Source organism: Sulfuriferula sp. GW1 (genome assembly GCF_047300855.1).
Classification (GTDB): Bacteria; Pseudomonadota; Gammaproteobacteria; order Burkholderiales; family Sulfuriferulaceae; genus Sulfuriferula.
In genome coordinates this window covers 1,965,875-1,985,718 of sequence record NZ_CP170197.1, presented here as the reverse complement: position 1 = coordinate 1,985,718, position 19,844 = coordinate 1,965,875, and the positions used below count along the sequence as shown (strand labels likewise).

19 protein-coding genes and 1 pseudogene are annotated in these 19,844 nt (G+C 55.7%); 9 read left to right on the top strand and 11 right to left on the bottom strand.

Going from position 1 to position 19,844, the window contains the following annotated elements:
• Nucleotides 1-266: 266 nt before the first annotated feature.
• The 4 genes from ACFDAU_RS09730 to ACFDAU_RS09715 form a co-directional block, all read right to left on the bottom strand.
• Nucleotides 267-821 (bottom strand): hypothetical protein, encoded by a 555-nt coding sequence (locus tag ACFDAU_RS09730; RefSeq protein WP_413436735.1) that lies wholly within the window; start codon nucleotides 819-821, stop codon nucleotides 267-269.
• Nucleotides 822-1,526: 705 nt separating this feature from the next.
• Nucleotides 1,527-2,378, bottom strand: a complete 852-nt coding sequence (locus ACFDAU_RS09725; protein WP_413436734.1) for a methylated-DNA--[protein]-cysteine S-methyltransferase — start codon at nucleotides 2,376-2,378, stop codon at nucleotides 1,527-1,529.
• Complete coding sequence (locus tag ACFDAU_RS09720) at nucleotides 2,371-3,264, bottom strand: DMT family transporter (protein ID WP_413436733.1); 894 nt, start codon at nucleotides 3,262-3,264, stop codon at nucleotides 2,371-2,373. Before ACFDAU_RS09720 ends, ACFDAU_RS09725 begins: the two co-directional genes overlap by 8 nt.
• Nucleotides 3,265-3,405: 141 nt before the next feature.
• Entirely contained in the window at nucleotides 3,406-3,897 is a 492-nt protein-coding gene (locus ACFDAU_RS09715; RefSeq protein WP_413436732.1) for a hypothetical protein, read from the bottom strand.
• Nucleotides 3,898-4,002: 105 nt separating this feature from the next.
• Between ACFDAU_RS09715 and ACFDAU_RS09710 the strand changes: the two genes are divergently transcribed.
• Nucleotides 4,003-4,326, top strand: coding sequence for a hypothetical protein (locus ACFDAU_RS09710; RefSeq protein WP_413436731.1), 324 nt, complete (start codon nucleotides 4,003-4,005; stop codon nucleotides 4,324-4,326).
• A gap of 5 nt (nucleotides 4,327-4,331) precedes the next feature.
• Here ACFDAU_RS09710 and ACFDAU_RS09705 read toward each other — a convergent pair whose 3' ends face one another.
• Nucleotides 4,332-5,552, bottom strand: a complete 1,221-nt coding sequence (locus tag ACFDAU_RS09705; protein ID WP_413436730.1) for a DNA polymerase Y family protein — start codon at nucleotides 5,550-5,552, stop codon at nucleotides 4,332-4,334.
• Nucleotides 5,553-5,601: 49 nt separating this feature from the next.
• Between ACFDAU_RS09705 and ppa the strand changes: the two genes are divergently transcribed.
• Together ppa and ACFDAU_RS09695 are read left to right on the top strand one after the other, a co-directional pair.
• Nucleotides 5,602-6,150, top strand: a complete 549-nt coding sequence (gene ppa, locus ACFDAU_RS09700; protein WP_413436729.1) for an inorganic diphosphatase — start codon at nucleotides 5,602-5,604, stop codon at nucleotides 6,148-6,150.
• Nucleotides 6,151-6,196: 46 nt separating this feature from the next.
• Nucleotides 6,197-6,769, top strand: coding sequence for a metallophosphoesterase family protein (locus tag ACFDAU_RS09695; RefSeq protein WP_413436728.1), 573 nt, complete (start codon nucleotides 6,197-6,199; stop codon nucleotides 6,767-6,769).
• A 30-nt stretch (nucleotides 6,770-6,799) separates the two neighbouring features.
• Here the strand turns inward: ACFDAU_RS09695 and ACFDAU_RS09690 are convergent, their stop codons facing one another.
• The 6 genes and pseudogenes from ACFDAU_RS09690 to ACFDAU_RS09665 all read right to left on the bottom strand — a co-directional run bounded on the left by ACFDAU_RS09690 (nucleotide 6,800) and on the right by ACFDAU_RS09665 (nucleotide 12,232).
• Nucleotides 6,800-7,402 carry a nitroreductase family protein gene (locus ACFDAU_RS09690; protein ID WP_413436727.1) on the bottom strand — a complete coding sequence of 201 codons (603 nt, stop codon included), beginning with the start codon at nucleotides 7,400-7,402 and terminating at the stop codon, nucleotides 6,800-6,802.
• 175 nt (nucleotides 7,403-7,577) lie between these two features.
• Nucleotides 7,578-7,804 (bottom strand): annotated as a pseudogene (locus ACFDAU_RS09685) (sulfurtransferase TusA family protein).
• Between the two features lie 14 nt (nucleotides 7,805-7,818).
• Entirely contained in the window at nucleotides 7,819-8,352 is a 534-nt protein-coding gene (locus ACFDAU_RS09680) for a carboxymuconolactone decarboxylase family protein (protein ID WP_413436726.1), read from the bottom strand.
• A 90-nt stretch (nucleotides 8,353-8,442) separates the two neighbouring features.
• Entirely contained in the window at nucleotides 8,443-9,072 is a 630-nt protein-coding gene (locus ACFDAU_RS09675; RefSeq protein WP_413436725.1) for a TetR/AcrR family transcriptional regulator, read from the bottom strand.
• A 71-nt stretch (nucleotides 9,073-9,143) separates the two neighbouring features.
• A complete protein-coding gene (locus tag ACFDAU_RS09670; RefSeq protein ID WP_413436724.1) occupies nucleotides 9,144-10,505 on the bottom strand; it encodes a sigma-54-dependent transcriptional regulator in 1,362 nt (453 codons plus the stop codon).
• A complete protein-coding gene (locus ACFDAU_RS09665) occupies nucleotides 10,502-12,232 on the bottom strand; it encodes an ATP-binding protein (RefSeq protein ID WP_413436723.1) in 1,731 nt (576 codons plus the stop codon). The genes ACFDAU_RS09670 and ACFDAU_RS09665 overlap by 4 nt, the downstream gene beginning before the upstream one ends.
• A 120-nt stretch (nucleotides 12,233-12,352) precedes the next feature.
• Between ACFDAU_RS09665 and ACFDAU_RS09660 the strand changes: the two genes are divergently transcribed.
• The 6 genes from ACFDAU_RS09660 (at nucleotide 12,353) to ACFDAU_RS09635 (ending at nucleotide 19,840) form a co-directional block, all read left to right on the top strand.
• Nucleotides 12,353-13,408 carry a hypothetical protein gene (locus tag ACFDAU_RS09660; protein ID WP_413436722.1) on the top strand — a complete coding sequence of 352 codons (1,056 nt, stop codon included), beginning with the start codon at nucleotides 12,353-12,355 and terminating at the stop codon, nucleotides 13,406-13,408.
• A gap of 132 nt (nucleotides 13,409-13,540) precedes the next feature.
• A complete protein-coding gene (locus ACFDAU_RS09655; protein ID WP_413436721.1) occupies nucleotides 13,541-13,903 on the top strand; it encodes a hypothetical protein in 363 nt (120 codons plus the stop codon).
• A 372-nt stretch (nucleotides 13,904-14,275) separates the two neighbouring features.
• The gene (locus ACFDAU_RS09650) at nucleotides 14,276-15,475 is read left to right on the top strand and encodes a glycosyltransferase family protein (protein WP_413436720.1); all 1,200 of its coding nucleotides are present in this window, start codon (nucleotides 14,276-14,278) and stop codon (nucleotides 15,473-15,475) included.
• Nucleotides 15,472-16,764, top strand: coding sequence for a glycosyltransferase (locus ACFDAU_RS09645; RefSeq protein ID WP_413436719.1), 1,293 nt, complete (start codon nucleotides 15,472-15,474; stop codon nucleotides 16,762-16,764). The genes ACFDAU_RS09650 and ACFDAU_RS09645 overlap by 4 nt, the downstream gene beginning before the upstream one ends.
• Nucleotides 16,764-18,032: a glycosyltransferase family 4 protein gene (locus ACFDAU_RS09640; protein ID WP_413436718.1), complete on the top strand. Its 1,269-nt coding sequence runs from the start codon at nucleotides 16,764-16,766 to the stop codon at nucleotides 18,030-18,032. Before ACFDAU_RS09645 ends, ACFDAU_RS09640 begins: the two co-directional genes overlap by 1 nt.
• Complete coding sequence (locus tag ACFDAU_RS09635) at nucleotides 18,029-19,840, top strand: ABC transporter ATP-binding protein (protein WP_413436717.1); 1,812 nt, start codon at nucleotides 18,029-18,031, stop codon at nucleotides 19,838-19,840. The genes ACFDAU_RS09640 and ACFDAU_RS09635 overlap by 4 nt, the downstream gene beginning before the upstream one ends.
• Nucleotides 19,841-19,844 lie beyond the last annotated feature (4 nt).

Genomic DNA, 19,844 nt, shown 5'->3' with positions numbered 1-19,844 from the left:
TAAGCCTTAATACAATCAACCATAAACAATGGTCATGTTTTCAATAACGCCTTAGTGCATAAAAAAATAAATTACGACGAGTACGATTGCGGGGACACCCAATATCCAAGCAATAAAATATTTACCCATAATGGCCTCCTTGATAGTTTGAGCGTTACTACCCGCCATGTTCATGGGAAGCGATGCCGGCGCACTCCGATGGGCTTGCGGGTAATATTTATTGCCTAATGCCAGTCTGCCGATTTCCTAAACGGGGTGATCAAGCACTACAAGCTTTTCCCGGCTGAATAGGCCCTGTCGGATTTTCTGACGTGCTCTTCGCCCGTGGTGGAAATATCCTCTGCGTGGGCATCTTTCATTATTTTCCGGACCAGCTTTGCTTCCTCGCTGCTATCCGTGTGCACGGAGATCAGGATATTCCCGTCTTTCACCTTGGTTTCGTATTGCTTTGCCTCATATTCAGGCATGCCCATACCCACCAGTGCGCCGGCAATCCCGCCCAGGGCAGCGCCCACGGCGGCGCCGCTTAGAGCTGCCATGATGGGACCCGCGGCGATAAAAGGTCCGACGCCGGGGATGGCCAAAGCGCCAATCCCGGCTAGTAAGCCCAGAACACCTCCGGCCAGGCCTCCTGCACTTCCACCTATCGTCGCGCCCTCGGGCGCCTTGGTATTGTGTTCGTGAGCAAAATCACGGCTTCCGGTACGGTCAGGCAACAGAACCGAAATGTCGGCGGTGGACACGCCGGCGTCTTTAAGATAGGTCACGATCGTTTCTGCCTGGACCAGGGTATTGGCAATGCATATCACAGCTTTTGACATGATGAACTCCTTGATGAATTGAAAAAAACTTCAACTGCAATGTTGTTTTTCTGTGTTACCACTCCCGGACCTGCTAACGCCGTCAGGCGTTAAATGACATTTTCCAAACAGATCCTTTAAACCCGGAGCCTCTGCCTGAGGTGTGGGGTTTTAATTATTCACAGCCTCTTGAAAACGATGTTTCATAATGCAGTTTCTGATAGGCCAGAGTGATTTTTAAGATCGATCTGGCATGGTATTGGTCCCGTGGCGACGAACTCTTGATTTTCCGATGAGGTTCATCAATACCGTTGTTATCCGCTATGAAACGTTCCTGGGGTAGCGATCCTGCGGACATAGACGGTTCAGTCGCCTGCCCGGTAACGGAAGCCGTTATAAAACATAGTGCAACTAAAGCCTTAAGTTTCATGGCAACCCTCCCTGTGTTCCATGTGGGCAATCGATGCCAGGTTTCTTGTTAACAGCACAGGCACCGTAATCACTGCAATGTTGTGACCAAGATATGATTCCCCATCATCATTGTCTGTGCGTGAACGTACATAATCGCCAATGCAGTGCATTGAAGGCTCAATCAAAAAAATCGAGAAGGTCAGCGTGGCGACGCAAAAGCAGCAGGCTGCCTGATGCGTGTGGTGGAGTTGTTGCTTTGATGCTTGGCTTTATCGGGCCCGTTCAGACTGGCGAGGCCAGCATTTGCGCGGGGTATTATCTGGCGACCTGTGCCGCCTCCCATGCGAGCAGCGCGGTTTTTCTGTCCGATCCCCAACGATAGCTGCCGATTTCCCCGCTTTCCCGGATGACGCGATGACAGGGAATAAGCAGGGCGATGCTGTTTTTGGCAATGGCTGTCGCGACGCTGCGGCGTGCCTTGGGTGTCCCGGATCGTTGTGCAAGCTGGGTGTAGGACACCATCTCGCCCGGAGCCACCGATAGCAAGGCCTCCCACACCTTGATCTGAAAGTTGCTACCCCGCAGCATCAAATGCAAGGCCTGCGTTGGCGGACCGGCGTGGAAAATTTCGGCAGCTAGCTGCAGCGCGCGTTGCCTATCCTGCACCAGGGTCGCAGCCGGCCAGTCCTGCTGCAGGCCGGCCACCGCGTGCGCCATGCCAGCGCCCTCCACAAACCCGAGATGGCAGATACCGCGCGATGTCCAGGCGATAAGCGCATTTCCAAATGGGGTGGGCGCTTCGCCGAACCCGATTTCCAGGCCCGCACCCCCGGTTTTTATCTCTCCCGGCGACATGGCTTCGCAGGTCACCATCAAGTCATGCAAGCGCCCAGGACTCGACAAGCCGGTGTCCAGTGTGACGGAAAGCACATCGGCTGATTCGCGTAATGCCTGTTTGGCGTATTGCTTGGTCACATATTGCAAAAATCGTTTGGGCGAGACGCCGGCCCATTCCGAGAACATTCTTTGCAGATGAAATTCGCTCAGCCCGAGACTGTCGGAAATTTCATGGAGCGTGGGTTGGCGTCGCGCATGGCTGCGGATAAAGGTAATGGCGCGCGCGACTGTCTCATATTGCCGCGCCTGATCTGCAACGGTATTACGCATTGCCGGCTGCCCTGCGCGGCAGCAGCGCTGCCGGATTAAAGCCGGTGACCAGTGCCGTGCCCACAATGACGATGCACGAACCGGCAATCATGCCCCAGGTAATGATTTCGCCCAGGAACAGGCCGCCCCACAGCATGCCGAAGACCGGAATCAGGAAGGTGACCGTGAGCGCGGAGGTCGCCCCGATTTCGCGGATCAGCCGGAAATAGAGCAGGAAGGCAATACCGGTACAGGCGATGCCCAGTGCGACGACTGCGAGCAGGACGCCGACGCTCGGCGCTGCCGAAACCGTTGCAAAGGGCACAGCGGGCGCGATGACCAGCGTAGCCGCCCACATGCTGCCATGCGCATTGGAAAAGCTGTCCACGGATTTTGCGGTCTTCGCATAGGTCGTGGCGATGCCATAGGAGAACGCGGCCAGCAGCGCGGCTGCAATGGCAATTCCGGCGCCCCGTTGCGCGGTCAAGTGGTCAACGCCGACCACCAGGCCAACGCCGACAATACCCAACCCCAGTCCGAGCGCGGTGCGCCCGTTCAGCGCATGGCGCGACCATACTGCGCCGATCACCGCACCCCATATGGGCGAGGTGGCATTCAGAATGGACATGGCCGAGGCCGAAAGCGTCTGCCCGGCAAATCCGAACAGCAGGAAAGGCAAGGCGCCGTTGAATATGCCCAGCATCAGGTAGTGGCGCCAGTGCTGTCGGGCGTTGAGCGGCTTGTGCAGAATTACCGCTACGATGGTCAGAAATAGCGCAGCGAGACCGACGCGGTACTCGATCAGAATCACCGGTCCCAGCACCGGCGCACCGATGCGTATGAACAGGAACGAGCCGCCCCAGATGGCGGCGAGGGTGATCAGTCGGATAAGGCTGGCAAGGTTCACGATGCATCCAGGAAGTTATTCAGGAGCAGTATCGCCGAGTATGTAGCGCGTTTCCACCCGATTCTTGCGGTGTTGATAGCGTTTTATAAGTGATTGGCCGATGCGTGCGCGATGTGAGCGAGATCGCCTACTGTCGGCTTTTTATCTGGGCGCCTCCCAGCAATTATTGCTGACCTGGTAAGTGGTGGTGAGTTGTTCGCTGTTGGGCTGCAGGATGTAACGTACGCCGGTGACGTCGTTCATCTTGCGCCAGTAAATCGCCAGGGTGTTTTTTTCGCCTGCGCTTACCACGTTGTGGAGCGCCACGACTTTCAGCGGACTACCGTACTGGGTATTAAAATTACCGGTAACCGTTACAAAATTGTTGAAAGAAGGGGCCATTTCCTGATCGAATTCCACCAGTTTGTCATTACAAAAGATGAATACATAGCGCCGGCCTGCCGGGTTGTCTGATGAGTCATACGCCATCAGGGTGTCGCCGGCTTCAACATTGTTTTCAAAATTCCACGATTTGAGCGTGGTTTTGAGTTGGTTGCGGGTCATGCCGCTTTTGAATTCGCCGACTTCAAAGGCGAGTGCGGACTGACAGCAAGCAAGCAGGGTCAAGCTTAACAGGGCGATTTTGATATGCATGGTCTTTTCTGGCATACGGAATTTCCCATGAGATTAACTTGACTGGGGAGTCAAGTCGAGTTGTACTCATCACCAGCAGTCAAAATACCGCCGGAGGTCAATATTATGCGTATGCGTTATTTATTAATGAATATCGGTGCATTTTGCGCAATCGCCACCGCATGCCTGCCCGCTGCCCAGGCCATGGGGGCGCGGCCACAATCGGCGGCTGGACTGGGAACCGGCCAGATTGTGGCCACTGCCGGGATCCGCGGGCTGGATGAGGAAAAACTCAAGGCGGCGCACTATGATGCAGCGCAAGTCAACGAGATGGAATCGCAAACAGTGAGCGCCGATGCGGCACGCAGTTTTGCTGCGCAAGCCGGGCTGCACAGCCGGTCAGTAGCATATTTGCCTGATCCGGCAGGGGGCAACGGCATCTACCCGTAACGCAGTTATTCGTCGCTTTCCGTATCCAGATCAGGAATATGGCCGAACGCGATGCGCATCGGCGCGGCCTGCAGCGCATCGTGCGCAGCGCCAAAATACACGGCGTTTTTGCCAAAGCGCGCATTGAGTTTGTCCACGGTGGCGTTGAGCTGGCTGCGCGCAATGCCGGTATCGAACAGTGACGGCGTGTGATGCGCCGCTTCCACCAGGCGCGTGAGCGTGACACCGACTGCCAGCGGATCGTCGCGTACGACCGGTTTCTTCTTCCACAGCAGATCCAGGATGTCAGTCAGAGTGAGCGTATCCGAGCTCCGGTCGAAGCTTATTTTCTCGTTCCAGGACTGGTAGCGCAGATATTTCACCTTGATCTGCATCGCGCCCGCCAGCAATTCATGGCTGCGCAGGCGCATGGCGGTTTTTTGCAACAGCTTGTGCAGTACCGAATGCGCGGTGTGGTCGTTGCGCATTGCCGGCGCCAGCACATGCGAATGTCCGATGCTGGCGCGCGCACTGGGTGCGGGCAGCAGCCATTCGCCGCGCAATTTGGCATGCATGCGCTCGCCTTCGATACTGCCCCACGCACGTGCCAGCCGGGCCTTGTCGGCAGCCCACAAATCGCGCAGGGTGTGAATCCCGGCCTGTTTCAGGCGTTTTTCCATCTGTCGCCCGACGCCATTGATATCACGCAGTTCCAGTGGATACAGGCAATCGGGCAGATCGTTGAGTTCGATCACCGTCAGGCCGTCCGGCTTGCGCATGTTGGATGCCGTCTTCGCCAGAAACAGGTTGGGCGCAATGCCGATCGAACAGCGCAATTCCGTACCCACGGTGTTGTAAATGGTGCGCTTGATCTTGTGCGCCAGCGTTTCGGCGTTGGCGCGCACGCGCTGGCTGCCGGTCAGCTCGCAGTGCATTTCGTCGATGGAATAGACGGCTTCCACATGGGTACAGGATTCCACCGCAGCGACCAGTTGATGGTGATAGTCCACATACATGGCGGGGCGCGCCTGCACGACACGGATACCCTTGCACAATTTGCGCGCCTCATGAATGGGCGTTCCGGTCCGGACGCCGAATGCCTTGGCTTCATAGCTTGCCGCGATGCAACAGGTGGTTTCCGCCACCACCGGCGCCACGCAGACGGGTTTGCCGCGCAGACTCGGCTCGGCCTGCTGTTCCGCAGAGGCAAAATAGGAATTGAAATCAACGTAGAGCGAACGGAGCATACGGTATAATTGCGGCTTTTGTACCGCACTGAAAGTAAAGGTTTAACGCATGAGTCTGAATCTGGTTCCCGTTGGCAAGGACGTCCCCAACGATTTTAACGTCATCATCGAAATCCCCATGCACGGCGATCCCATCAAGTATGAAGTAGACAAGGAAAGCGGCGCGATGTTCGTGGATCGTTTCATGTCCACCGCCATGCATTATCCCTGCAACTACGGCTACATTCCGCACACCCTGTCCGAAGACGGCGACCCGGTGGATGTGCTGGTCATGACCCCGGTGCCGCTAATTACCGGTGTGGTGGTGCGCTGCCGTACCATCGGCATGCTCAAGATGAGCGACGAAGCCGGCGTGGACGCCAAACTGCTGGCCGTGCCGGTAGATAAATTGTGCGGCATGTACAAAAACGTGCAAAAACCCGAGGATCTGCCTGCAATGTCCCTGGCCCAGATTTCCCATTTCTTTGAACATTACAAGGATCTGGAAGTCGGCAAGTGGGTGAAAGTGGAAGGCTGGGTCGATGCCGACGCCGCCAAGGCCGAAATCATGGCCGGTGTGGAACGCTACAACGCCGCTGCCGACAAGCCCGCATTTTAATCCGCCAGCGCCGCCTGCCGGCGGCTCTTTTTTGGGGCGTGCCAGCATGAAAATCTGCATCATTTCCGACAGCCATGATAACCGTCGTCTGATGGCGCTCGCCGTAGAAGACGCGTTAAGCCGTGGTGCCGAAGCCGTGCTGCACTGCGGCGACGTCGTCGCACCGACTACATTGCGTTCGCTGCAAAAATTCGCTTTGCCGGTGCATGTCATTCACGGCAACAATACCGGCGACATGTTCAACCTGTCGCGCCTGGGGGCGGAGGAGGGCAGCGTCATTCGCTACCATGGCCAGGACGCCGAAATCGAATTGGGCGGACGCAAGATTTTCATCGTCCACTATCCGCATTACGCGCGCGCCATGGCCTGCACCGGCGACTACGACCTGGTCTGCTGCGGGCACGACCACCGTGCCGAAATCAGGCACGTGGATAACGTCAGTGGCAGCCAGAGTTTGATGCTCAATCCCGGCACGGTAGGCGGCGTCGGTGCACCGCCCACCTACATCATGGGCGACCTGGAAACCATGCAGTTTGAAGTTTGCGACGTACCGGCAGCACCGAGTGAACTGACCAACCTGACGCGGGTTGCCTCACATACTTCGGAGAGCGGCGGGTAATCCCACGCCTGCTGCAGGCGCTGGACAGCATCAGAAATGGTTGTTGATCACCACTTCGTTCATCGACAATTGCCCGCCACGCGGCCACGCATCTTTGGTGGCCTTGCCGATTGCCGTCATCATGGTGATCACATGGTCCTGCGGCAGGTTGATGAGTTTGCCCACTGCCTCGAAGTCGAAGCCGTCCATCGGGCATGAGTCGTAACCCATTTCTTTGGCCGCCAGCATCAGCGTCATTGCCGCGATGCCGCATGAGCGCATGGCCTCGTCGCGCTGCACCTGTTCCCGGCCGGCGTAATACTGGCCGATGGCGGGAACCATGAACTCCTGTATCGGCTGTGCTGCATTGCGCCAATAGCGCGCAGTATCCTTTTCCCAGGATTTGGTGTCGGCGCACAGCACGATCAGCAGGGAGGCGTCGGTCACTTGCGCCTGATCCCAGGCCACCTTGCGGATTTCACTGCGCAGTTCGGGATCGCGCACCAGCACGAAGCGCCAGTTCTGGATATTGAATGCAGTGGGGGCGAGCATGGCCAGCGACAGCAGCTTGTCGATTTCCGCTTCGGTCATGCGGTGGTCGGGATCATACGTCTTGAAGGAGCGGCGGGTTTCAATTGCGGTGGTGACATTCATATTGCTTTCTCCTTGGTTAAAAACGAATAATCCATAAAAAGGCGATTTATCCACGAAAAGCACGAAGGCACGAAATTATTCAAAGAGATAACAAGCTGTAGATTATCACCAAAAAGATGAATGATTTATTTCGTGTCTTTCGTGCCTTTCGTGGACTGGTTTGTTTTTTTCAGGATTACTTCTTTTTCATGAAAAACACGAATTCGGCATCGTTCTGTGCTGAAGACAGTAACTCGTTGCCGGTCTGCTTGGCGAAGGCTTGAAAATCCTTCACCGCGCCCGGGTCGGTGGCCGAGATTTTCAATATTTGTCCCGTACTCAACTCAGCCAGCGATTTTTTGGTACGCAGTATTGGTAGCGGGCAATTCAAACCGCCGCATCCAGTTCTTTATCGAAGTTCATGTCCAGCCTCCAGTCTAGAAATCGTTTTCGATTTTGAAGGTATTGAAAATGATATCGGCGGCCTTATTCCTCGCGCCGTGCGATACCGCATCCAGAATGTCGCCATCGCTCCAGCCTAGATCGCGCAGTTTCTGCAAATCGGCCGCATTGACGGCTTCGGGCGTGGATACGGCTTTCAGCACCAGCAGCAACATCGCCTTGTCCTTGTCTGCCAAAGGCGCTTGCGCCGGATTCTGCTTGGTAAGGGCAACCTGTTCGGGCGTCAGGCCGCATTGGTTGATCAGCATGGCGGCGTTGAACCCGACACAGTAATCGCAGTGATTTTCCTGCGACACCAGCATGCGCACCATGGTCAGCAGCGGAAAACCCAGGGTGGGATGATTCATGTAATAGCCAATCGATTGCCATTGCTGTTCGAGCATCCCGGGGCTGCTGCTGCTCATTTGCAAGGCATTCGGCACGCGTCCGAAAGCCTTTTCAATCTGACGGTAAATTTCAGCCACTTTGCCTGTTGCTTGGTCGCTGGCTATAGTTTGAATGATAGGCATATTGCTTCTCCTTGAATTGACAACTCACGAATACATACCAACCATCCGGTATGTTGTTGCCCAAATAAAATCGCGCTGCATGCGTCGATTTCACTGAGTCTGCTTATTCCTGGGTCTGGATCGGGGGCCCAGGCTCAGAACGTAATCCTGCAATTGCGTTATACATAATCTAAAGGTCTTTACCGATTGCATGTTCTTGGCCACGCCCCAGCAGCCTTCCCAGGCCGACACTATAAATAGCGCAGCGGCTTCGCAATCGACATCGGCCCGGATCTGGCGCTGGCGCTGCCCGGTTTCCAGTGCGTTGCGTATGGCCTTTTGCCAGGCTTTGAGTATCAGAGTCAGGCGTGCCTTGAACGCCTCATCCAGCGGGCTCATTTCCTGCATCAGATTGTTCAGCGGGCAGCCCAGGCGGATGGTGTCATCGTCGGCATGTTCGGCCTTGCGCTGCATGATATTCAGCAATTCAGTTACCGGTTGCTCCGCTTCGCGCAGCGGGCGGAATACCATTTCTTCCAGTCCTTCCCGGATCACCTCGTCAATCACCGCGAGGCCGAGCGTATGCTTGGCCGGGAAATAGTGATACAGCGCGCCCTTGGTCAATCCCGTGTCGCCAAGAATATTGGCGATGCTCGCCGCCTGAAAGCCGTTGCGATGGATTTCATCGAACGCAGCGTGCAGAATTCTGTCGCGTGTCAGATCGGATTGTCTGGTGTCCATAGCCGAATCATACCAACCGGTATGGATGTGTCAAGAAATTTTTATTCTGGAAAATACCTGGACGGCTTTGCTTATTCCAGATGATATTTCTTAAGCTTGTACCAAAGCGAGCGCTCGCTGATATCCAGTAACCGTGCGGCCCTGGTTTTGTTGCCTTCAGTGTTGTGCAATGCAGCGGCGATCATTTTGGTTTCAAGGGTTTCAATAGCGCAGTTTAATGACATGCCGTCAAAAGACAGAATATCCTGCAAGGGTGTTTTTTCTTTCGTCGCATGCGCTCCAAGCGGAAAATGAGTCATATCCAGCTGCTTTCCACCGCTCAGGACAATAGCGCGTTCGATCACGTTCCTCAGTTCCCGTACGTTACCCGGCCATGCGTATTGCTGTAGATTGGATAAGGCGTCTTCGGTAATTTTTGGAATGGAAGAACCACCTTTCGAAAATTCGGCAATAAAATGATGGATCAAAGCAGGTATATCTTCCTTGCGGTCGCGCAACGGAGGGAGTTCAAGCGAGAAAACATTCACGCGATAGTACAGATCTTCCCGCAACCTGTTTTCGGCAATGGCAGCTTGAGGGTCTCTGTTGGTGGCAGCAATGATTCTGATATCTATCGGGATGCTGCGATTGCTACCCAGGCGCTCAATCACATTTTCCTGCAAAACCCGGAGCAGTTTAGCCTGCAACGCGACAGGCATTTCTGCCAGTTCGTCCAGAAAAATAGTACCTCCATGAGCCAGTTCAAACTTGCCAATGCGCTCTTTATGCGCACCGGTAAACGCTCCTTTTTCATAGCCGAACAGTTCGCTTTCCAGCATGTCAGCGGGGATCGCCGCACAATTGATCGGCACAAATAATTTGTCCCGCCTGGGTGAAGCCCGATGTATTGCACGCGCGACCAGCTCTTTGCCAGTGCCTGTTTCGCCGGTGATCAGCGCAGTCGTTTTATTGGGCGCTACCAGCCGTATCTGCTCGTAAACCTTGTGCATGAGCGGGCTATCACCGATAAATCCTTCCCATCCTTTTTCCAGCTCGCGGCGCAGAAAATCGTTTTGACGCAATATTCGTCCGGTCGCAAGTATCCGGTTGATCGACAGCTCGAGCGCTTCCATATCGAAGGGGCGCAGGATGTAATCACATGCGCCCAGCTTCATTGATTCCACGGCGCTCTGTATCGTGCCGTGAGCTGTCATGATGATGAAGGGAACGTTATTACCCTGGGCGCGGAGCTGGTTCAACAATTCGATACCGTCCATCCCTGGCATGCGCAGGTCGCTGACGACAAGATCGGCCGGTGTTTCCTGCAAGCTCTGCAGTGCCTCCATTCCATTACTGGCACAGGAAATATCGTGTCCCATTTTTTGCAGCATGATTTCGAGGACACGCAGCATTCGTGCTTCATCATCGACGATAAGGATTTGTTGTCCGGTCATGATTGTTCGCTCAATTTTCTCGGGATCGATATTCTGAATAAGGCACCGCCCCACCGGCTTTCGCTCACTGTGATATTTCCTCCATGCGCAGACACGATCTGCTGGACCACGGCCAGCCCCAATCCGATACCGCCTTCACGTTTGTGGAAAAACGAGTCGAAAATTTTGTCGCGTTCTTCCTTCGCAATGCCAGGGCCATTGTCGGCAATTTCGATGATTATTTTTTCGGGTTCGCTGCGGCTGGTTACGGTTATTTTTCCATGCTCCGGCAGCACTTGCAGGGCATTCATAAACAGGTTCAGGAATACCTGCGTCATCTGTTCGGCATCGCATTCGCAATAAGGATCAGAGGACTGCAATGACTCTTCAACCTGGATCATTTTTGTCTGGATTTGCGCGGCCAGCATCAAGATGCAATTGTGAATCTGCGCATGGACGTTTGTCAGCTGAAAACTGGGCAGGCGTGGACGGGTGCTGTCCAGCATGGTTGAAACCAGACGGTTGAGCCTGTCCGTTTCGCTCTCGATGAAACCGATCAGCTCGCGTGCTTCATCGCTGATATTAGGCTCTCGCTTCAACATTTGTGATGATGATCGCAATATCCCCAACGGAGTCCTGATTTCGTGAGCCATGACCGCAGCCATTTCACCCATGACAGCGAAGCGTGATGCCCTGACAAGATGTTGTCTGGATTGATCGAGATCCTCAACCATTTGGACAAATGTGGTGGTGAGCTCCCCCACTTCTCCGCTCGATACAGGAGGGGAGGGGGGCAGAGATTTTTCGTTAATAAACCGGCGCGTGAATGCAGTGAGCGCCACGATGGGCCGGGCTATATTGTTTGCCACCCATAGGGAAATCCACGTGGCAATCACGATGGTTGCCAGCAGGAAGCCGAGAAATATGATAGCCAGCCGGTGAATGGGCTGAAGTGCCTGATCAAGCGGCTGTATGACTATCGTTGTCCAATCCAGGCCGGAAAAATTTTCATAACCGTGCGAACGGTCAAAACCAATAATGACGCGGGAGGTATGCAGGGGAGATCCATCGACGATTTCGACACCGCTTTTGGGAATGTTGGATAGCCATGGCAGAAATTTCCTGCTCATCAGCAAGCCTTGCTGTCTCAGCTCTCTGGACGCTGCGATGACTTTCCCGTTGTGGTCCAGTATGGCGACCATACGCCCATCTTTCGCTGCCTGGTCCAGAATCTGGAAGATTTGTGTCCAGTCGAAGGACAGCACAAGTTCTCCCAGATTGCCGCTACCGAATTTCGACGGGATGCTGGAGCGGATGTTCATTGTGTTGCCGTCCGGAACATCCAGGACAACGCGACCGCCTGGCAGTGTGGCATGCAACCAGGGCTGTTGCGAGACAGGTATGGTCCCGATGGCGGCTGCCTTGTTACTGGCAACGATCATGCCGCTCTCGTCGGTGCAATACAAGTTGCGATAAACGTTCTGGTAGCCGGTTTTCAGTTCGGTCAGAAAGGCGGACAGGCGCTTATCAATGTCCTTTACGTAAATATCCTGCATGACCTCAAGATGGCTCCATGTGATCGCGTTTTGAAAACGCTCGAACAGCATCTTGTCGATATCCGCGGAAACAGTGGCTGCCTGTACCAGGAGCGTCTGCTGAATTTCAGCCTGCATGGCCTGTTGCGTTTTGACAAAGGCCAGGTAGGTCAGGGCGATAGCGGGCACCAGGCTAGCCAGCAGGAACGCCACAACTAGAGTTTTCCGTATTGTCACGAGAAAGAAAGCCGACTATGGGTTTGGTCGTTACTTAGGCTAAAGTATAAGCAAAGTGGTCACAATAACCGATTTTTTGTCTTGCCTTGCAGGGAGATGGATGCCATGCGCCACCGGGCGTTTCGCTCAGCTTTAATTGTTTCTGTGGCGCTCATGCTGGGTTGTATCAATACGCGTGCAGAGCAGCCAGTACCGACCGAGCCTCATCTGCAGCTGGAGCGCGGCTGGCAAATACCTGGAACTGGCTTCACCCTGGGCGGTTATGCCACTGAGGATTTCACGATAAAAAAGCATAAGCCGTGGTCATTCACCACCGAAGATCTCAGCCTGTTTGTCGGTTGGGAAGGTGCCGGGAAACTCAAGTTTTTTTCCGAGCTGAGTCTGGAAGATGCGCTGGTCTTCAAGCGGCCGGGAAAATTGACTACCGGCCAGAGGTCCTTGGCATTCGAACGCGCCTATTTTGATTATGCGCAATCCGAACAGCTTAATTTCCGTCTGGGGAAATTTCTGACGCCAGTTGGGCACTGGAATCTCATCCATGCGGATCCGCTGGTCTGGACCACCTCACGTCCCTTGGTCACGAATCGTCCTTTTCCTACTTATGCTACCGGCGCAATGATTTACGGGACCAGCACCGGATTGGGCAAGGAACTAGATTATTCACTGTACGCCTCCAGCGGACAGCAAATACGTGGCAATTCCAGTCAGGATCCATTTGACTCTGCGTACGGTTTGCATGTTTCTTACGCTATGGGAGACTCCAGCCAGCTAGGATTCTCATATGCCAATTTCACTCAAAAAAGTAATGCTGGAGACAGAAAAAACCTGTTTGGTGTCGATTACCTCTGGTCGCGAGATCGTTATGAGCTAAGCGGTGAAGCGATCTACCGGTTTTCCGGTCGAGGCAGGTCATGGGATGAAAAGGGCCTGTTTATCCAGGCTGTTGCACCACTCTCGCAAAGGCTGTATGGGGTTGGCAGGTATGAATATTTTCACCAGGCTGGGGCGCTGCCCGGCGTGAATCTATGGGTTGCCGGACTTGCGTTCCGCATTACTCCGACATCCGTATTGAAAGTGGAATTTGTTCATGGGGTAAACAATCAGATCAATGCCCCTGAAGGATTCCTGTCCTCGATTAGCGTGCTTTTCTAATCCGTGCGATCCGGCTCATTATTGCGCGCAACATTCATCCTGTTGATGTGGGGAGGATGCGCCATTTCCATCGGCTGGGCCGCTGAGGAGCCTCTGGCAGTGATCGTGCAGGCCACTCACTCCAAATTGAGCATGAGTAAAGGCGAATTGGCGGCGATATACCGGCGAAAAAGGAATTATTGGGAGGACGGTACCAAAATTCAACCGGTCAATCTGCCGGCCGATAATCCTGCCCGACGTGCCTTTTCAAAAGCTGTTCTGGGCCATGCGCCGGAAGAACTGGAACAGTACTGGAATGACCGCTACTTTCACGGGATATTGCCACCCTATGTGCTGTCCTCGGAAGAAGCGGTTCTCCGTTTCGTCGCCGAGACACCAGGCGCCATTGGCTATGTACCTTACTGCGACGCCGACAAGCGGGTAACCGTCTTGTTGGTGATTAATGCAAAAGGCCACGTAAGCGGATCAGGTGCCGATATTTCCTGCCCAAAATAGCTATTTCCTCCAACCCGCAATATTTGTTTGCGATTTTTGCAGTGAGACATTATTTGCAGGCTTTTATTTCCCTGTTTTATTCCTTGAAGTCCCCCACAGCCTTCTGATTATTCAATATTAAACATACGGATACGCATGTTTATCGACTTGCGTCCGGGTTTGGCACGTCTATTGCGCTGGTATCCCTGAAATCTGTTTTTGGATCATGCCAAAACAATGGCAATCCGGGTAGGGCTGGTTCTGGAAGCGTGCAATTGATCAGTCCGTGTGATTTTCAAACCTAAAGTGGAGCTGGCTCTACTCATGCAACTACATCATTTGCCCGTAACACCCAGATACATACCTGTACCCAGTACGAGACCGCGGGTACTGATGTATTCCCATGACACCTTCGGTCTCGGTCATTTACGACGCAATCTGGCAATTGCCACCCATCTGTTGCGACGCAGCCAGCCTTTTTCTGCATTGTTGCTGACGGGTTCGCCTGTGGTGGAATCGTGGCCCATGCCTGCCGGTTTGCAAGTACAGGCGATGCCACCCGTCGTCAAAACGGGTGCGGAAGAGTATGCGTCACGGGATAGCTCGTTCAGTTTTGCAACGGTAAAAGAACGTCGTGAAGCGGTGATTCTGGAGTCGGTTATCCGCTACCGTCCCGATGTCTTCCTGATCGATCATGCGCCTGCCGGCATGAAGGGAGAGTTGCTGGAAGCGCTGACTTTCATCCGCGAAGAAATGCCGGCAACGCGTACTGTGCTCGGCTTACGCGACATTATCGACAGCGCGGAAACAGTGCGCAGCCAGTGGCGCGAGCAAAACATCTATCAATTGCTTGAAACCGCTTACGATCACATCCTGGTGTATGGCAGCCGGCACTTGTTCGATCTGGTGCGTGAATACGATATTCCCGGTTCTATTGCGGCCAAGATACGTTACTGCGGATACATTGCCCGTAACGACAGCAAAGTGATCTCCACATTGGGCAGTTTTCAGGGAGCCACACCGGTCCCCGGCCTGCCAGTCGTTCTGGTCACAGCCGGCGGCGGCGGCGATGGTTACCCTTTGCTCAGCGCCTATCTGCGTGCGCTGGATCGTATCCCGCACAATGTCGCGCAAAGCATCGTCGTACCCGGTCCGCTCATGGCTGCAGAGGAACAACGTGCACTTGAACTGGCCGCCGCACAACGGCCAGACGTGCGCATCATCCTGTTTACCACAGAACTGGCGGAATTGATCCGCAGCTCGGATCTGGTGGTGTCCATGGCGGGATATAACACTACCGCAGAGATTCTCGTCGCCAAAAAGCCCGCCATTCTGGTACCGCGTGGTGCGCCGCGCATGGAGCAATGCCTGCGCGCGACGCTGCTGAGCAATTTGGGTCTGGCATGGGCCATACAGCCGGAGGAGGACCTGGTCACGCGTCTGGCGGATCTGGTTCTGGGCGCGCTGGCGGGCGCCAAGCCACCCCGTAATGACTGGAATGCCGTGGATCTTGGCGGAGTTCACCGCGTTGGCAGCACCCTCGACGATCTGCTTGGCATCAACCGCATGTCCGCGATCGGAGCAACGCTATGACCCAGACTGCAACCCGGACCATTGGTTACATGCTGAAGCGCTACCCACGCCTTTCGGAAACTTTTATTCTCAATGAGATGCGCGCGCTGGAGCGGCTGGGTACGCAACTGCATGTGTTCTCGCTGATGCGTCCCGAAGAGGCACTGTCGCATCCGGCTGTGCAGGAACTGCAGGCGCCCGTCACCTATTTTCCCGAGGCCTGGGCGGCGAAAATTCCGGCTGTAGCCAAGGCGCATGCCGCGATGCTGTTGACGGCACCGTTGCGCTATATACACGCGGTCGGGCTGGCGTTTTGGTGGTCCATGCTGTCACGCCGCCCGTTTAGCGTATGGAAACAATTCCTGCGTTCCGGATACATGGCTGTTGCCTGCCGCCAGCAGCAGATCCAGCATCTGCATGCGCACTTTGCCAATGCGCCAGCCATCGTCGCCCGTCTGGTGAGCGTGATGTGCAATATTCCGTACAGCTTTACCACGCATGCCAAGGATCTTTACCTGACGCCGAAAAAAGTACTGCGCCGGCGCATTGATTCGGCAAGCTTTGTGTTGACCTGCACGCGCCACAACCTTGAATACCTGCAGAGTTTCCTGCCACAACAGGATTGGCACAAAATTCATCTGGTCTATCATGGTATCGATCTGGCTGCGTTCCCCTTTCCCACGGCTAACGCAAAGGCAGCAACAAATGACGGGAGCCGTGCTGCGAAGATTATCCCCATCGCCCTGTCGGTTCCGCTGATCTTGTCGGTCGGTCGTCTGGTGCCGAAAAAAGGCCTGAATGATCTGGTTTCGGCTTGCCAGTCGATGAAAGCGCGCGGCGTCAAGTTTCGCTGTGCCATTGTGGGTGAGGGGCCGCTGCGCGGTGAACTGGAGAGCCAAATCAGCAAGCTTGGTCTGGAAGACACAGTGACCCTGCTCGGCGCGATGGCGCATGACCGGCTGGTTGCATTTTATGGTCAAGCCAGTGTATTTGCGCTCTCCCCGCAAGTCATGGAAGACGGTGACCGGGACGGGATTCCCAATGTCCTGGCAGAGGCCATGGCTGCCGGCTTGCCGGTGGTATCGACCTGTGTTTCCGGTATCCCCGAGTTGGTTGAGGATGGACACACCGGACTGCTGGTGGGACCCAAGGATCCGGCCGCCTTGGCAGATGCAATAGAACGCCTGTTAAACGATCCGGCCAAAAGCCAAAGTCTGGCTGTGGCAGCGCGCCGCAAAATGGAGGACAGCTTCGAATGCTGGGAGACCACCAAGGCCGTGCAAACCTTGCTTCAGGTAGGTGCACGCTGATGAAAATCGCCTATCTTTGTGCCGATCGCGGCATTCCTGTGCTGGGTGACAAGGGCGCCTCGGTCCATGTGCGCGAATTTGTTTCCGCCCTGGCCGGACTGGGGCATGAGGTGACGCTATTGTGCGCCAAACAGGGCACCGGGAATCCTTGTCCTCCGGTACGCATGATCGAGTTGCCCCCGGATGAAAGCGCGGACGAAATGGCGCTGGAAGCGGCGCAGCTCGGTATGGGAAATGAGGAACAAGATCAGACTTTGCACCGCGAACTCGGCAAGCTCGCCTGCGACCGCAAACTGGCCGCGCGCGTGCTGAGGGCGCTGGACCAGGCCGGTGTCCAGCCGGATCTGCTGTATGAGCGTTATGCGCTGTTTCACCGGGCAGGGGGACAGGTTGCGACCGCTCTGAATATTCCCTTGATGCTCGAAGTGAATGCGCCGCTGGCGGAAGAGCAGGAACGCTTCCGGGGGCTGCGTCTGAAAGCACTGGCGGATGCAACCGAGACTGAAACCCTGTGCCGTTCCGACCATGTCATCGCGGTGTCTGCAGCGGTCAGGGAACACGCGCTGGCGCGCGGCGCGTTGGGCGAGCGCGTCACCGTGTTGCCCAATGGGGTGGACACCAGCCGCTTTCATCCCGGCGTGGACGGCGGGCCGGTACGTGAGCGTTACGAACTCGACGGCAGACCGGTGATCGGGTTTATCGGCAGCCTGAAGCCATGGCATGGCCTGGATTTTCTGCTCGATGCCTTTACCGACATCCTGACGCGCCGTCCCGATGCAGCCTTGCTGCTGGTGGGAGAGGGTCCCGCCCTGATAGACCTGCAGGCAAGGGTAGCGCGCGAACAACTGCATGGACGGGTCATCCTCACCGGGCGTATCCCGCATGCCGATATTCCTGCTTACCTGGCCGCCATGGATATCACGGTGGCACCCTATACCGCGCAGGATGGTTTCTATTTCTCACCCCTGAAAGTGGTCGAATCCCTGGCTGCCGGGCGACCGGTTGTCGCCCCACGGCTTGGCCAACTGACTGACCTGCTGCAGGACGGTGTGACGGGCCTGCTGTATCCGCCCGGCGATCGTGACATCTTCGTAAATCAGGTGATTGAATTGCTGAATGATGTACCCAGACTGCGAGCCATGAGTCGCGCGGCAGCTGCGGCAGCGCGTGAAGATTTCGGTTGGGACAAGACGGCCTTGCGTGCCACTGAAATCATGATGCGTTTGCGCGCACCCCACGCACCCCGCGCAGCCGGTAGCGGGCGATGACAGAAGTCGGTACAGCGGGACGCCGTACGTTTTCGCTGTGGGATCTGCGCGGCTATTTGCGGCCGTATACAGCTGCGCTCAGTGCTGCGGGTTTATTCATGGCAGCGAAGGCTGTCGTGCTCCTGCTTGCGCCATGGCCGCTCAAGTTCATTATTGACAGCGTCATATTCCGGAAACCGCTGCCGCATGGATTGAGCGGTTTTTTGCCTGACCCGAGCCATAGCCTGGCGCTGCTCAATACCCTTGGGATAGCCATGCTTGCACTGGGTTTAATGGATGCTGCGCTCAGCTATTGGGGCAACCGATTGCTGTTGCGTACCGGACAGCACGCAATCTTCGACATACGGCGCGATCTGTTTGCCCACATGCAGCGGCTTTCCCTGTCCTTCCATCGTCGCCAGAAAAGCGGCGACATCATGGCCCGGCTGGGCGGCGACATCCAGACGCTGCAGGATTTCGTGGTGTCGGCGGGAACCAATCTGTCTGCGCATCTGCTGACCATGATTGGAATGATCGTCGTCATGCTGATCGTTGACTGGCGTTTTGCGCTGGTGGTGATGGCGGTGGTGCCCTTGCTCCTGTTCATCATGCAACGTTACAGCGCGCGTCTGCGGATTGCCTTCCGGCGTGCGCGCCAGAAAGAAGGTGAACTGTGGGGTAAAGTGCAGGAGATCATTGCCAATGTCCACGTTGTGCAAGCCTACGGCCGGGAAGCGCACGAGGATGAGCGCTTTGCCGAACAGGCCGAGAAAAGCCTGGATGCCACCCTGGAAGCGAGCGATTTGCAGGTGCAGTTCACACCGCTGGTGGGTCTGGTGATGGCTCTGGCGACTGGGGCGGCGGTCTGGTATGGCGCTACCCGGGTGCTGGCGGGGAGCATTACGGCGGGCGAATTGCTGGTGTTTCTTGCCTACCTGCGCGGCATGGCTTCTCCGGTCCGGCAGTTTGCCAAGATAGCGGGTGTGGTCGGCAAATCTTCGGCAGCAGCGGAGCGTCTGGGCGAAGTATTCTCGGAAGCATCGGAAATCCGCGAAGCACCCGATGCGCTCATTCCATCTACCTGCAAAGGGCAATTGCAGTTTCGCTCGGTGAGTTTCGGCTACCAGCCTGGCGAAATGGTATTGCAGAATGTTTCATTCCACGTCAAACCGGGCCAGACGGTGGCACTCGTCGGAGCGACCGGTGCCGGCAAGAGCACATTGGTGAGTCTGATTCCGCGTTTCCATGACCCGCTCAGCGGCCAGGTCATGCTGGACGGCCATGATCTGCGTGAACTGGCGCTGGATTTCGTGCGCAGCCAGGTCGCATTGGTATTGCAGGAAGCGCTGGTGTTCTCCGGTGCGATCTGGGAAAACATTGCCTACGGTCTGGCGGGCGCGGGTCGCGACGAGGCAATCGCCGCGGCGCAGGCGGCGGGCATTCACGAACTGGTCGAAGGTTTGCCAGAGGGCTATGACACGTTGGTGGGAGAACGCGGGGCGACATTGTCCGGAGGGCAACGCCAATGTGTTTCGATCGCGCGGGCCATGTTACGCAATGCGCCTATCGTCATTCTGGACGAACCCACCAGCGGTCTGGATGCATTTACCGAGCGCATCGTGATGGAAGCTTTACGACGCCTCACCGTCGGCCGCACCACGCTCATCATCGCACATCGACTGGCAACGGTTACCGGCGCCGACGCCATCCTTGTACTTGACCAGGGCCAAGTTGTGCAAATGGGTACACACGAACAACTGCTGGCCCAGAGCGGGCGTTATTTCGATTTATGGAATAGCGGTCGCAGTGCTGTCGCACTTTCCAGTTGAGTCG